At 46.2% G+C, this 15,294-nt stretch carries 11 protein-coding genes and 1 CRISPR repeat array; of the genes, 10 read left to right on the top strand and 1 reads right to left on the bottom strand.

What is annotated here, in order from left to right; all coding sequences use genetic code 11:
- Positions 1 to 32 precede the first annotated feature (32 nt).
- The 7 genes from WMO65_RS23890 to WMO65_RS23860 all read left to right on the top strand — a co-directional run bounded on the left by WMO65_RS23890 (position 33) and on the right by WMO65_RS23860 (position 9,902).
- Positions 33 to 2,309: a glycoside hydrolase family 3 C-terminal domain-containing protein gene (locus WMO65_RS23890; RefSeq protein WP_148392542.1), complete on the top strand. Its 2,277-nt coding sequence runs from the start codon at positions 33 to 35 to the stop codon at positions 2,307 to 2,309.
- A 142-nt stretch (positions 2,310 to 2,451) separates the two neighbouring features.
- Entirely contained in the window at positions 2,452 to 3,435 is a 984-nt protein-coding gene (locus WMO65_RS23885; protein ID WP_148392541.1) for a Gfo/Idh/MocA family protein, read from the top strand.
- A gap of 26 nt (positions 3,436 to 3,461) precedes the next feature.
- Positions 3,462 to 4,568: a lactonase family protein gene (locus WMO65_RS23880; RefSeq protein ID WP_148392540.1), complete on the top strand. Its 1,107-nt coding sequence runs from the start codon at positions 3,462 to 3,464 to the stop codon at positions 4,566 to 4,568.
- Positions 4,569 to 4,663: 95 nt separating this feature from the next.
- Entirely contained in the window at positions 4,664 to 6,019 is a 1,356-nt protein-coding gene (locus WMO65_RS23875) for an MATE family efflux transporter (protein WP_033139186.1), read from the top strand.
- 16 nt (positions 6,020 to 6,035) lie between these two features.
- Positions 6,036 to 6,551 (top strand): O-acetyl-ADP-ribose deacetylase, encoded by a 516-nt coding sequence (locus WMO65_RS23870; RefSeq protein WP_118743625.1) that lies wholly within the window; start codon positions 6,036 to 6,038, stop codon positions 6,549 to 6,551.
- Between the two features lie 185 nt (positions 6,552 to 6,736).
- Positions 6,737 to 7,954, top strand: coding sequence for a ComEC/Rec2 family competence protein (locus WMO65_RS23865; RefSeq protein WP_148392539.1), 1,218 nt, complete (start codon positions 6,737 to 6,739; stop codon positions 7,952 to 7,954).
- 61 nt (positions 7,955 to 8,015) lie between these two features.
- The gene (locus WMO65_RS23860; RefSeq protein ID WP_187370583.1) at positions 8,016 to 9,902 is read left to right on the top strand and encodes an IS1096 element passenger TnpR family protein; all 1,887 of its coding nucleotides are present in this window, start codon (positions 8,016 to 8,018) and stop codon (positions 9,900 to 9,902) included.
- A gap of 88 nt (positions 9,903 to 9,990) precedes the next feature.
- Here WMO65_RS23860 and WMO65_RS23855 read toward each other — a convergent pair whose 3' ends face one another.
- The gene (locus WMO65_RS23855; protein ID WP_148392538.1) at positions 9,991 to 11,346 is read right to left on the bottom strand and encodes a putative ABC transporter permease; all 1,356 of its coding nucleotides are present in this window, start codon (positions 11,344 to 11,346) and stop codon (positions 9,991 to 9,993) included.
- A gap of 272 nt (positions 11,347 to 11,618) precedes the next feature.
- A CRISPR array of direct repeats spans positions 11,619 to 12,043; the repeat unit is 32 nt; unit sequence ATCGCTGCCTGCGCGGTGGCGTGGATTGAAAT.
- Between the two features lie 156 nt (positions 12,044 to 12,199).
- Between WMO65_RS23855 and spoIIID the strand changes: the two genes are divergently transcribed.
- The 3 genes from spoIIID to guaA all read left to right on the top strand — a co-directional run bounded on the left by spoIIID (position 12,200) and on the right by guaA (position 15,251).
- Entirely contained in the window at positions 12,200 to 12,457 is a 258-nt protein-coding gene (spoIIID, locus tag WMO65_RS23850) for a sporulation transcriptional regulator SpoIIID (protein WP_033139152.1), read from the top strand.
- 84 nt (positions 12,458 to 12,541) lie between these two features.
- A complete protein-coding gene (locus WMO65_RS23845; protein ID WP_052098778.1) occupies positions 12,542 to 13,876 on the top strand; it encodes an MATE family efflux transporter in 1,335 nt (444 codons plus the stop codon).
- Between the two features lie 73 nt (positions 13,877 to 13,949).
- Positions 13,950 to 15,251, top strand: a complete 1,302-nt coding sequence (guaA, locus tag WMO65_RS23840; protein ID WP_148392537.1) for a glutamine-hydrolyzing GMP synthase — start codon at positions 13,950 to 13,952, stop codon at positions 15,249 to 15,251.
- Positions 15,252 to 15,294 lie beyond the last annotated feature (43 nt).

Below are 15,294 nucleotides of genomic sequence, written 5' to 3'. Positions count from 1 at the left end.
CATGATGAATTTATGCAAAGGAGCGAATAAGCATGAAACGTGATGTGAAAGCAATTGTAAAACAGATGACACTGGAAGAGAAGGCGGGGATGTGTTCCGGTAAGGATTTCTGGCATTTGAAAAGTGTGGAAAGGCTGGGGATTCCTGAGGTGATGGTCAGCGACGGACCTCATGGACTCAGAAAGCAGGATAAGGAGGCAGACCATCTCGGAGCAAATGAGAGTATCAAAGCCGTGTGTTTTCCTACTGCATGTGCGACTGCCTGTTCATTTGACCGGGAGCTTTTAGAGACTTTAGGTGAAACGCTGGGAGACGAATGTCAGGCGGAGAATCTGTCTGTTATTTTAGGCCCGGCAGTAAATATTAAGAGGTCACCGCTGTGCGGAAGGAACTTTGAATATTTTTCAGAAGACCCGTATCTGGCTTCACAGATGGCTGCAGCGCATATAAAGGGTGTGCAGTCGAAAAATGTGGGAACATCCATCAAACATTTTGCGGCAAATAATCAGGAGCACAGAAGAATGTCATGTTCCTCTGAAATAGATGAGAGAACTTTCCGGGAGATTTATCTGGCAGCTTTTGAGGCCGCAGTGAAGGAGAGCAGACCCGATACCGTGATGTGCTCTTATAATAAGATCAATGGAACATTTGCGTCTGAGAACCACAGACTGCTCACGGAAATTCTGAGAGATGAGTGGGGATTTGAAGGATACGTTATGTCTGACTGGGGTGCAGTGAACGACAGGGTAAAAGGACTGGAAGCAGGTCTTGACCTGGAAATGCCGGCAAGCGGCGGACATACGGATGCGGAGATTGTGGAAGCTGTGAAAACAGGTGTGCTTGATGAAGCGGTTCTGGATACAGCGGTTGAGAGAATCCTAAATATTATCTTCAAATTCTCAGATAACCGTCAGCCCGGCAAATTTGATAAGGAAGCAGATCACAATCTGGCAGCCAGAATCGCGAGAGAGTCCATGGTGCTTTTGAAAAATGATGGAATCCTGCCTCTGAAGGGAGAAGGACAGAAGATTGCGTTTATCGGAAAATTTGCAGAGAAGCCTCGGTTCCAGGGAGGCGGAAGTTCTCATATCAACTCCTTTAAGGTGACAAGCGCGCTGGATGCAGTCAAGAAATACGCGGATGTGTCTTATGCACAGGGATATGACGTGAAAGAGGACAAAGTGGATGAAGCCATGTTTGCTGAGGCAGTGGAGACGGCTGAACATGCGGATATCGCTGTGGTATTTGCAGGTCTTCCGGATGCGTTTGAGTCTGAGGGGTATGACAGGGAGCATATGAGAATGCCGGAGTGCCAGAACAGGCTAATCGCGGAAATCGTAAAAGTACAGCCGAATACAGTGGTGGTTCTTCACAATGGTTCCCCTGTGGAAATGCCGTGGGCAGATGATGTGAGAGGAATCCTGGAGTCTTATCTCTGTGGACAGGCGGTGGGGGAGGCCCAGGCGGATATTCTCTTCGGCAGAGCCAATCCATGCGGTAAGCTGGCAGAGACCGTTCCCTATAAATTATCCGACAACCCGTCTTATCTGAACTTCCCGGGTGATGGGAAGACCGTGGAGTACAGAGAAGGAGTATTTGTGGGATACCGCTATTATGATACCAAGGAAATGGCAGTGCGTTATCCTTTTGGCTATGGACTTAGCTATACTACATTTGAGTACAGCGATCTGAAGCTGTCAGCAAAGGAGATAAAGGATACGGACACTCTGACAGTTTCACTTAAGGTTAAGAATACCGGAAGTATGGCCGGCAAGGAGATCGTACAGCTTTATGTGGCAGATAAGACCAACGCTGCCAGCAGACCGGTTAAGGAATTGAAGAATTTTGCCAAGGTAGAGCTGGCCCCCGGTGAGGAGAAGGTTGTTGCTATGGAGCTGGATAAGAGAAGCTTTGCATGGTACAATACGGAAATTTCTGACTGGTATGCAGCCACCGGCACATATGAGATTCTTGTGGGAAGTTCCTCCAGGGATATTCTTTTAAAAGATGCGGTGCAGCTTACTTCTACAACGAAGATTCCTGTGAAAATCCACATGAACACCACCGTTGCGGAATTGCTCGCAGAGCCGAAGGCAAAAGAGATCATGAGCGGCCTGCTGAAAACCATGATGGCAAATATAGGTGCCGGTGATGAGGAAGGCAGTGCGGCAAGTGAAGCTATCTCACCTGAAATGTCTTTGAAAATGATGGAGAATTCACCACTCAGGACATTCAGAAGCTTTGCGGGAGTGAGCACACAGGAAGTGCAGGCACTGATTGAGAAGCTCCAGGCAGCCGTGGATCAGTGATGTGAGAACAGCAGCAAATATGAATCATAATTTTAACGGACAGGCGGGAAAGTATATTCCCGGCTGTCCGTTTGTGGTATACTGTATGTGGCATAATTATTGAGAAAAATAGCGGCAGTTAAACGGATGAGGAGGAATCAATATGTTTCGATGGGGAATTATGGGCGGCGGTTTTATATCATCCCAGTTCGCAAAAGGGCTGGAAGAAGTGGCGGATATGCAGGTGGAGGTACTGGCCTCCCGGTCCGGAAGGAATGATTACGGGATACAGGCAAAGAAATACTGCTGTTCCTATGAAGAACTGGTAAATGACAAAGATGTGGATGCTGTTTATGTGGGGACCATTCATCCTCAGCATCTGGCGTGCGTCAAAGCCTGCTTAAAAGCAAAGAAACCCGTGTTGTGTGAAAAACCGGTGACAATGAATGCCCGGGAACTGGAAGAGATCCTTGAGCTGGCAAAAGAGAATCATACCTTTTTTATGGAAGCTATGTGGACAAGATTTATCCCTGCAATGAGAGAGCTGAAAAAGGAAATACAGGCAGGTGTGTACGGAAAAGTGCATAATATGCATTTTACATTTGGCGGGCCGGCTAAGCCGGAGACAAGGCGTCTGTTTGAAGCTGAATTGGGAGGCGGTGCGCTCCTCGATGTGGGTGTTTACGGTGTAAGCGTTGCGCAGTATCTTCTGGGAGAAACACCCGATGTGATACACGCGTGGTCTGAAAAGAATGCGGAGACAGTGGATTTGAATACCTGTATCCAGATGACTTATCCCTGCGGATGTCTGGCGGATATGGTATTTTCCATCAATAGAAAAGTGGACAACCGGGCAGTGATCATCACGGATAAGGCTGAACTGGAAATTCCGTATTTCTGGCGTCCCAATACGGTCTATCTGTTTGAACCAAATGAGGATTTCCGTACGGATACGCTGAAAGAAAAAAGAGTCGTCGAAGTGGCCGGAAACGGATACCATTACGAGGCGCTGGAGGTAGAAAAAATGTTGAAAGAGGGCAGGACAGAGAGTCCGGTTATGCCCTGGGCGGAAAGCCTCCGGATCATGAGGGAACTGGATGAGATCAGAAGGATCTGCGGGATTTGCTATCCTCAGGATGCCAAGTAAAGTAAGAAAAAAGGAGATGAGACCGGATGTCAGAAGGGAAACAGAAGTTTTTGATCGGTACATATACGGAAACCGTTATATTCGGTGACGGAAGCCGTTTTAACGGCAACGGACAGGGGATATATGTGGCTGAAATAGATATGGCAGCAGGAAAAATGAAACAGGATCAGCTGATAGAAGGGATAAAGAATCCCTCCTATGTCTGTGCAGATAAAGCAGGAAAAAGGATTTACGCGGTGAGTGAGCTGGAAGAGTATGAAGGACTTGAAAGCGGAGCTGTCAGTGTTTATGAAACCGGGAAGGACGGCATGATGAGGCTGGTGGACAGAAAACCTTCCATGGGAACCAATCCCTGTCATCTTTATCTGGATGAGGAGGAGAGGATATTATATATCAGTAATTATGGCAGCGGTTCTGCCTGCGCATACAGGATAGGGGAAGACGGGCATTTCCGGGAACCGGCAATGGTGATACAGCATCAGGGACATTCCGTTGATGAGGAGCGGCAGGAGGGACCTCACGTACATTCTATCCATCCATGCCGTTTTGCCGAAGGTGTGCTTGTGTGTGATTTGGGGCTGGACAAAATAAGCCGTTGTGTGGTGCGGGAACAGAAGGGTGAATGGACTTTTACAGAGGTGGAGAGCTGGATGACAAAGCCCGGATATGGTCCGAGAATGCTGGTATACCATCCGTTTCTTCCCATGTTTTATGTAGTGCAGGAGATGGGAAACAGGGTTCTTATATATGACTATGGAAGCGGCACGCTTCAAGAAGTACAGGATGTTTCCAGCCTCATGGAGAAGGACAGAAAAATACCGAATACAGCGGCGGAAATCCGCATTAATTCTGCCGGGACAAAGTTATATGTTTCCAACAGGGGAGCTGACAATATCAGTGTATATGATGTGGACCGTGAGGGAAGGCTTGCGCTCACAGGCAGTATCTCCTCCGGAGGAAAGACACCGCGCTGCTTTGCAGCGGCAGAGGACAGAGATTCGGGGATTACATATCTGGTCATTGCAAACCAGGATTCCAATGAGATCATTTCGGTGAAGCATATGGATTTCAAAGAGGCGGCAGCGGAAGACAGTATGCAGGTGGGTAGTCCTGTTTGTATCTGGCTTCTGTAAGAAATGATGTCTGCCGTAGTACGGCAGATTTAAAATTGTTTTGGTTTAAAACAGAGAGTAAGGCGGCAGAATTACGCCTTAGAAGGAAGAGGAAAATGAAGAAGTCATACGAAATAGATATGTGCAACGGGCCGCTTTGGGGAAAGCTGCTGCTGTTTTCTGTGCCGCTTATTTTATCCGGTATTCTGCAGCTTTTGTTTAATGCGGCAGATATTGTGGTTGTGGGAAGGTTTTCTGGAAATCATGCTCTGGCAGCCGTGGGGTCTACCAGTTCTCTGATACAGCTTTTTGTCAATGTATTTATTGGGTGTTCCATTGGGACAAATGTTTTGGTCGGAAGGTTCTGCGGGGCGAAGGATTCTAAAAATGTAAGCGAGACAGTACATACATCTATTTTGTTCAGTATTGTCTGCGGCTGTATTCTTATATTTCTGGGTGTGGCGTTTGCCAGGCCAATGCTGGAGTGGATGGCAACACCTCCGGAGGTTCTGGGGCAGGCAGTGCTCTATATGAGGATTTTCTTTGTAGGGATGCCGGCTATGATGCTCTATAATTTCGGTGCAGCGGTGCTGAGAGCTACAGGAGATACCCAGAGGCCTCTTTATTATCTGCTTCTGGCCGGAGTCATCAATGTGGTGCTGAATCTGTTCTTTGTTATTGTCTGCGGTCTTGGCGTGGCGGGAGTGGCGCTTGCTACGATCATTTCTCAGGCAGTGTCAGCACTTTTGATTCTGCGCTGCCTTATGCATACAGAGGGAATGTGCAGGCTGGAACTTAGAAAGCTGAAAATACATAAAGACAAGTTAAAACACATTGTCCGCATTGGTCTTCCGGCAGGGATGCAGAGTGCCATTTTTTCCATATCCAATGTATTGATCCAGTCCTCTGTAAACTCTTTCGGAGCCATTGCCATGGCAGGAAATACAGCAGCATCCAATCTGGAGGGGTTTGTATATACCTCCATGAACTCTATTTATCAGGCTGCATTGAGTTTCACCAGCCAGAATATGGGGGCCGGCAATCAGAAACGGATCAGTCAGATTTTATGGAGGTGTCTGGTGCTTGTGACGGTCATCGGAGGAATCTTCGGATGTCTGATGGTATTATTTTCACCGCATCTTCTTGGAATCTACTCCTCGGATGCAGAGGTGATCGCTTACGGAATACAGAGGCTTAAAATCATATGTCTTCCCTATTTTCTCTGTGGTATCATGGAGGTGCTGGTGGGAAGTCTGCGCGGTATGGGATATTCGGTTCTGCCTATGCTGGTGTCCCTGACAGGGGCCTGCGGGCTTAGGATCGTCTGGATATTTACCATATTTGTATGGCAGCACAGTCTGTTTGTCTTATATCTGTCGTACCCTATAACCTGGGTGATCACTGCAGCGGCACACATGGTCTGCTGGTGTAAACTGCGGCAGATGATGAAAAAACGGCAGATGGCAGGATAGGAAAGGAGAGGTCAGTATGGGGATTTTTAAAATTGAAACAGGCGATATTACAACGTATCATGTGGATGCCATTGCAAACGCTGCAAATTGTTCTCTTCTGGGCGGCGGTGGTGTTGACGGGGCCATCCACAGAGCGGCGGGACCGGGGCTTTTGAATGAATGCAGAGCACTTGGCGGATGTGAGACCGGACAGGCAAAGATAACAAAAGGGTATCAGCTTCCTGCAAAATATGTGCTTCATACTCCGGGGCCTGTCTGGAACGGCGGCGCTTTCGGAGAGGCGGAACTGTTGAAAAGCTGTTATGAAAACTGTATCCGGTTAGCTCATGAAAATGGCTGCAGGACTGTGGCATTTCCATCAATCAGCACAGGGATTTACGGATATCCTCTGGAGCAGGCGGCTGAGATCGCAGTGAAGACGATTTACGAGGGACTGGAAAAGTATCCTGATATAGAAGAGATTATTATGGTATGTTTTAGTGAGAGGGTGGAAAAGGCTTATAAAAAAGCGTGTTATGATTCAGCCGGTTGAATTGTTATGTGGATCAGCCCATTAAAATTGTTGTTTGATGGGTGATGTCCTGTTGCTGCTTTTACGCACAGCCTGTGCAGGAAATGTGCAGAACTGATTGGATAGTTGCAAAAAACGTATGTATTGTGGAGAAAACAGACAGGTGAACAGGCACCAGGGATAAGACGGGAAAGGAATTAAGGGAAATGAAGAAATGGAAAAATTTATTAGCCGGGCTGGTGGTTCTGGCATTACTTTTGGTAGGATGCAGCTCCGTGGGGCAGACGGCGGATGGCAGCCATGCAGCGGGAAATGAGCAGACGGCGGATGGAAGTTATGCAGCGGGAAATGAGCAGGCAACAGGTGTCAGTCAGGCAACGGATGGTGAGCAAGCGGCGGGAAGTGGTCAGCCTATAGGCGAAGCAGAAGGCAGCGGCCGGCTGAACGTACATTATCTGGATGTTGGGCAGGGAAACGCAGCGCTTCTGGAATCTGAAGGTCACTATATGCTCATAGACGGAGGAAACAGGAAAGCATCCTCCTTTGTGGTAAGCTATCTGAAGCGTCAGAATGTGGAGTCTTTGGATTACATATTGATATCCCACTTTGATGAGGACCACCTGGCGGGAGCTATTGGTGCGCTCTACCAGTTTCCGGCAGGAAAAGTCATCACGGCTGATTATGAGACAGATTCTTCTATTTATAAGTCCTATCAGGATGCCATGGAGAAACAGGGGTACGAGGAGACGCATCCGTCCCAGGGCGATGTCTTTTCCCTTGGAAGTGCTTCCGTGAGGGTCATTTCTCCGATTTCTTATGGCCACGAGGACGAGAATGAGGATTCAGTGGGAGTGATTGTGGAAAATGGGGATAATCGTTTCTTTTTTGGCGGTGATATGGGGAAAACCGGTGAGAAACAGGTAATGGAATCCGGTGCAGATATTGCGGCAGATGTATTTCTTTTAAACCACCACGGTTCCTACCTGAGCAGCAGATTTCTGGAACAGATTTCCCCTTCCTATGCAGTGATAAGCTGCGGAGACGGCAACAGCTACGGACATCCCAGGCAGGATACCATAAAGCTGTTGGAGGATGACGGGATTCCCGTATTCCGTACGGACAAACAGGGAACGATCATTCTCCACAGTGATGGAAAAACAATATCCTGGGAACAGGAACCCTGCAACGATTATACACCCGGTACCAGGACTGCGAGCGGCGATAAAGAAGAGCCGTATGTGGAGGAAAATAACAGTGACGCAGAGCTCTGCGACTATGTTTTGAATACACATACAAAGAAGATTCATCTGCCTTCCTGCTCGTCGCTGAAAGGAATGAAGGAAGACAATAAAGCTTATTATAAAGGCAGCAAAGACGAGCTGATAGATAACGGATATGAGGCATGCGGGAATTGTAAGCCATGAGGCTGATTAAAAATAACGAATCAGTACAAACGATTGAATTTAAATGAAAAGAGGTGGAATTATGAAAGCATACCAGATGAAAATAGCAATTAAAAATTCCCATCCACCCATATGGAGAAGGTTTATTGTTCCGGCCGGACTGAGTTTTTCACAGCTCAGTATCGTTCTCAACGAGGTTATGGGTTGGTGCGGATATCACTTGTTTAAATTTGAATATTATCACTTGAAGATAAGTATTGAAGAGGAATGTGAAGACTTCGCAGATATGGATGATATGGAATATCTGGAGGCATCTGAAACAATCATAGATTCTTTTATGGAGCAGGAGGACTGGTTTTCTTATATATATGATTTCGGGGACTATTGGGAGCATAGGGTGACCATCGAAAAAGTCATAGAGGATTATGAGTTTGCCTATCCTGTTGTTTTAAAGTATAAGGGAGAAACACCGTATGAGGACTGTGGGGGTATTTATGGATATTATGATCTTCTGGAGATTCTGAAGGATTCCTCCCATCCTGAATATGAAAGTATGAAAAAATGGACAGAGGGACATTTTACTCCAAAATATGATTTGGCAGAAGTGAATGCATCGTTAAAGCATATGGCTTTGGAAAATAAGAAAAGCAGTCCCATGATCCAGAGTGAGATTTACGAAGATTTAACCAAGAAGGGAAGCGGTTTTAAAACTATTCAGGGCACAGCAAAAGATTGGGATTATAACAGAGATGAAGTCATGAGAACGGATGCATTATCTGAAATGAGTAATCTTATTAAGGAGTATGAGACGAAATACAGTCAGCTTAAAGAAGAGCTGGAAGCGAATTTGTCGGATGGATCACTCAGAGATATTTTAGAGGATTATCGGAAAGATGAGTTGCAGGAGATCTGTAAAATACATGGCATTTCCGGCTGCAGCAAATTATTAAAGAAGGATCTAATAGATTTTCTATATCAAAAGCTTCTGTCAAAGGAAGTCATGTGCAGATGTCTGTTGTATATGAATGATGTGGAATTGTCACTTATGGATAAAGAGGTTACCGGTGTGGATGAATCCGAAGATGTGTTGAATCTTGTGGAGAGCGGATATGCCGGAGCCACCTATATGGGAGCGGTGTACGTTCCGGAAGATGTGAAAGCTGCCTATTGTAAAAACTGTGATGAGGAGTGGAAAGAAGAGCGAAAAAGGGTACAGGATATCTTTCTCCATATCAACGCCTGCGCAGAGTTGTATGGAATCTGCCCCATAGAACGAATGATTTCCATGTATGAAAAGAACACGGGAAATACTATCTCAGAGACAGAGCTGCAGGAGTTTTGCATCCGAATCCCCGGATATTTAAAACGTTTTGAGATAGTTGGGAACGAACTGGTTCAGGAACAGGTGATAGAAGCAGATAGAATACAGTATCTTAAAAATATACAGGGAATTAAGGCTTATTATACTCCAACAATAGAAGAGATACAGACACTCGGAAGTTATTTCTATCTTCCTTTTGACAGGTATATGGATGCAATGGCAGATTTTTTCATGGGATTTTCGGAAGAGGAAGAAGAGGACGCCCGGGAATTATGCAGGAATATCCAGCGCATTATCCGTCTGGGGGGACAAATAGGAGATATAATGAGATATCTGGACAACGAGCTGATTATGATCGACGAGGAGGACTTCCCTCAGCTTGCAGAAATTCTGATGAGAGTCTGGAATCACACACGTATGCATATGAACCGGGGATATATGCCGGATGAAATGTCATATAACGGGGATGTAAAAACATTACAGGAAGAAGCAGACGAGATGGGATTTCAGCCGCTTCACGATGTGTCACGCGGAAAAGCGGAAATCATTGATTTTCAGGAAGAGCACAGGAAAAAGATATATCCAAACGATCCCTGCCCATGTGGTTCGGGCAAAAAGTATAAGCATTGTTGTGGTAAGAAAAAATAAAACGATGTTCCTTCAAGAATATAAGAAAGACAAGATGCGGAGGCAGTGTCCGGAATCTTGTCTTTTTCTTTAGGCATTTATAGTGAGTTTAGTCATCAACCAATATAGCATTTGGATAGATATGTTCCATGCGTTCATCGGTAAAATGTTTATCCAGAAAACGTGTGACTGCATTTTCGGCAGACGATATATTGGAGTGGCGTTCCGTGTACCGGTTAAGCGCAAGGCCTGACATGATCATGTTGAATACCATGAACAAGATCATAAGCCATGTGATGGGAACTCCGGCTTTTTTCGGGATTTTTTCTATCAGTGCGGACAGCCGCGGGTAAAGAATTTTCAGCCAGATGACTGCGGCAATGCCCCAGAAAAAACAGTAAAGCAGGTTGATACGGCCTCCCAGATTAAAAGGAATGTCACTGTAATCCCAGAACACAGTACCGAAAACCAGGTCTGTAAACACACTGCATATGTATTCATAAGCTCCGCCTAATACGGTACCGAAGATAAAAATATAACTGTCACTGCGATTGCGGTATTGATATAAAATAGCAGTCAGCAGTACACAGCCCAGGCCCCATACAATACTGAACGGCCCGTAGACGACACTGCTGCGGCTCATTAATTTACCGGTAGTTGCAAGGCAGAAAATGGTTTCCGTGATATCTCCAAGAAAAGCTCCGAGGAAAAACAGACAGACCAGTTTATAGAACGAACAGCCGACAGCAAACACACCGGCGCGCTCTTTGGCTGCCTCAAGCTGCCGTTCCTTTTCCTGTCGGGCAGCTAATAATTCTTTCGCCTCCAGGCTGGGATAAGCCTTAGCCATATGTTTCTGTACCCATCCGGTCAGCCCTTCGCCCATCATATCTGCAGCCTTTTGCAGATTTTCAGATACACCCTCAATGATAGAGAGTCTTCGCAGCCTGGAATGAACGGCTTTGATAGCCATAATCGTTCCTGCCAGATCGAGACAGAGAACCGCGTACAGGACAATTAACAATATGGTTCCCAGGTTGGAGGGAATCAAGACGAGCAGTTCCTTCAGGGATGGGTTGATAAAGGAGATACAGACTACGGCAGAGATTCCCCACACAACCGTGTATGGAAGGTTGACATAACCTCCAAATTGAAATCTTTTCCGTGAGTAATCCCACCATTTCCGATGGAATATTTTCTCCAGAACAAAACCGGTAGAAAACGTGATAACAGATGAAAGAATCACCCCGCCCAGAAAAAGAAAAAACAGGTGATTTCTGAGTTCGGGCAGAAAGACAGCAAATGCCACTGCCCCGAAACCATAAGCCGGACAATAGGGGCCGAATAAAAAACCTACGTCAATGAACCGATGCTCCCTGACCGCCGCAACCGATGTGCCGATTGCCCAGCCAATGAAAGAATAGAGTAAGTAAAACCATAGAAGTTGGTATAGTGTGTAGTTCAAGTTATGCCTCCTTTTGGGTGATGCCGGATGATGAGGGTTTTAGTATACCATATACGCGGGGGGAAGGGATGTCAAGTGTAAGTGTAGAGAGAATTTCCGGTGCGAATTGAGAGGGAGCATGGATTTATCGGGAGATTCGCACTTGTAGTGGGGCTGAAAATGGAAAGAAGGGGTGGTGGGGAGTGAGAGGAATCTGTGGAAATTAATTGTAAATATGAGAATAATATGATATTATATACAAGATGTAGTGAGGATGTTTGTGTATTTTTGCTATCGCTGCCTGCGCGGTGGCGTGGATTGAAATTACATACACCCGATCAGGCGTCAGCGCATCCAGATCGCTGCCTGCGCGGTGGCGTGGATTGAAATAGCGGACTGTCAGAAGAACAGCAGCAAATGATCATCGCTGCCTGCGCGGTGGCGTGGATTGAAATCCATTCTGGATAAGGCAAAAATCTTTTTCCACCTATCGCTGCCTGCGCGGTGGCGTGGATTGAAATTGTCCTCCTAAAATTCATTTCCGTCTTTATCTCATCGCTGCCTGCGCGGTGGCGTGGATTGAAATACCGGGGCGTGATCGGTTTACGGGTGACCGGCCTATCGCTGCCTGCGCGGTGGCGTGCATTGAAGTAGGTTGACGTTAAAGACACCGGCATTGGAACCGTATCTCTGCCTGCGCGGTGGCGTAGATTGAGTTAAACCTGACCCCCCGGTGCCGATGTCCATATATGATCGCCCCCTACGGCGAAATACAATCAAATATCCTACACTACATTAACTAATAATTTGCATTGACATACAACCAAATTTCCCGGCATACATTGTAAAAACAACGTTTCCGGGAGATTTTTCCTTGAAAAGTTATATAGAAGAACGTGCTATATCCATAGCCAACTACATCATTGAAAACAACGCAACAGTCCGCCAGACCGCCAGGGAGTTCAAGGTGAGCAAGAGTACAGTTCACAAGGACGTAACCGAGCGTCTGCTGCAGCTTAATCCTTCACTGGCAAAGTGTGCCCGCAAGGTCCTTGACGTGAACAAGCAGGAGCGTCATATCCGGGGTGGAATGGCTACCCGGGAAAAATATCTGCACAAGGTGCAAAATTAACGAAAGAGACTCTTGTTTTGACAAAAATATGGGCGTATAATTGTTCCTATCAAAATACAAAAGCTTATTGTGAGGGGAAAACAAATGAATCGATTCTTTTCAAATGCGGATTTGCGGAAGCTGATCATACCGCTGATTATCGACCAGTTTCTGCAGGCGTTTGTAGGACTTGCCGATTCTATCATGGTGGCCAGCGTAGGCGAGGCTGCCGTGTCAGGTGTATCCTTGATCGATACGGTTATGGTATTGATCATCAACATTTTTACAGCACTGGCTACAGGAGGAGCCGTTATCGCAGGACAGTTCATCGGGAAAAAGAAAGCTGAGCATGCCTGCCTGGCAACCAACCAGCTGCTGTCCTTTACCCTGAAAGCATCCTGCATCATTATGGTGCTTGGATATCTTGGGAAGAACCTTATTATCAACGGAGTGTTCGGCAGGATTGAAGCAGACGTTATGTATAACTGCAATGTGTATCTGCTGATTGTATTTGCGTCTGTGCCCATGATTGCCCTGTACAATGCAGGTGCGTCTATTTTCCGTGCCATGGGAAATTCAACCATTGCAATGAAGACGTCCCTGCTTATGAACGCCATCAATCTGGGCGGAAATGCGCTGCTCATCTACGGATTCCACAGAGGTGTGGAGGGTGTGGCAATTCCCACACTTGTATCAAGAGGTGTTGCCTGTGTGGTAATGCTCTGTCTTTTAAATAATCAGAGCAGGATTCTGCATATCCACCATCCGTTTTCATTCAAAACAGACTGGATGCTTCTGAAGAAAATATTATACATTGGTATACCAAACGGTCTGGAAAACAGTATGTTCCAGCTTGGAAAAATTTTGGTGCTCAGTATTGTTACGGGATTCGGAACCGCGTCCATTGCGGCAAATGCTGTGTCCAACAATGTGGCCACATTTGCAGTCCTGCCGGGAATGTCCATAGGATTTGCGCTGCTCACAGTGGGAGCACAGTGTGTGGGAGCCAATGATTTTGAGCAGGTACATTATTATACGAAGAAATTGATGAAGGTCGCCTATATTTCCCTGATTGGAATCAATATACTGCTCATGCTTGTAATGCCCTTTATCATCAGGGCTTACGGACTGTCAGCGGAGGCCAGTGGCTACGCTTATAAAATACTGATATATCATTCCATATGCGTAGTGACCATATGGCCGTTGTCTTTTTCGCTGCCAAACACTCTGCGTGCAGCGGCAGATGTACGTTTTACCATGCTTTTGGCCATTGTTTCCATGTGGATTTTTCGTATCGGATTCTCAGTGCTGCTGGGTGTAAAGCTTCACTGGGGCGTATTTGGCGTGTGGGTGGCTATGACGATTGACTGGCTTTTCCGCGCTGTCTGCTTTACCATTCGATATATCAGAGGAAAATGGCAGCATCAGTCACTTGTCTGAGGATATACATCTGTTTCGGATGCATTCATCCGCGGCAGTGTAATATATGAAAATACAAAAGGAGAAAATATCGATGAAACAGGATATGATTGTCATTCTTGACCTGGGAAGCACAGAGAACACCGTACTGGCGAGAGAAATCCGTGCTATGGGTGTTTACAGTGAGATTTATCCCCATGATATTACAAAAGAAGAGCTGGAAAAGCTCCCGAATGTGAAAGGTATTATCATTAACGGCGGGCCAAACCATATAGTTGACGGCGTTCGCATTGATGTAAGACAGGAGATTTATGAAGCTGGCAGTCCGGTAATGGCAATTGACCATGAACCGGCGGCCTGCAGTGAGAAATATCAGGACCTGAGCGAGGAACAGAGGGCTGAGATCCTGAAAAAGTTCGTTTTTGATACCTGTAAAGCGGAAGCAAACTGGAATATGAAAAATTTCGTCGCTGACCAGATCGAGATCGTCAGAGAACAGGTTGGCAATAAAAAAGTTCTTCTGGCATTATCCGGCGGTGTGGACAGTTCTGTAGTTGCAGCACTTCTGATCAAGGCTATTGGCAAACAGCTTACATGTGTCCATGTAAACCACGGCCTTATGCGCAAAGGAGAATCTGAGAGCGTAGTGGAAGTATTCAAAGACCAGATGGATGCGAATCTGGTTTATGTGGATGCCTCTGAGCGTTTCCTGACAAAGCTTGAAAATGTAGATGATCCGGAGCAGAAGCGTAAGATTATTGGTGCTGAATTTATCCGTGTCTTTGAGGAAGAGGCGAGAAAGCTGGAAGGTATTGAGTTCCTGGGACAGGGAACCATCTATCCTGATATTGTTGAGAGCGGAACCAAAACGGCTAAAATGGTGAAATCCCATCACAATGTAGGCGGCCTGCCGGAAGATTTACAGTTTAAGCTGGTAGAGCCTTTGAAACAGTTATTCAAAGATGAAGTGCGCGCATGCGGCATTGAGCTGGGACTTCCGGAAGAGATGGTGTACAGACAGCCGTTCCCGGGTCCGGGACTGGGCGTGAGATGTCTGGGCGCGATTACCAGGGAACGTCTGGAAGCAGTACGTGAATCCGATGCGATCCTTCGTGAAGAATTCAAAAATGCAGGACTGGATAAAAAAGTCTGGCAGTATTTCACAGTGGTTCCTGATTTCAAATCCGTCGGTGTGCGTGACAATGCCAGATGTTTTGAATATCCGGTAATCATCCGTGCAGTCAACACTGTGGATGCCATGACTGCTACCATTGAGGAAGTTGACTGGAAGGTACTTCTGAAGATCACAGACCGTATCATGAAGGAAGTTAAAAACGTAAACCGTGTCTGCTATGATATGAGTCCAAAGCCGAACGCTACGATTGAATGGGAATGATCCAAAACGCTGAGGTCAAATGTGGAGATATTTGTGGTTAAAC

It is taken from the genome of Blautia caccae, assembly GCF_040095955.1.
GTDB classification, from domain to species: Bacteria; Bacillota; Clostridia; order Lachnospirales; family Lachnospiraceae; genus Blautia; species Blautia celeris.
Note: the sequence above shows the minus strand (reverse complement) of the source record. Positions and strands in the feature narration are given on the sequence as shown.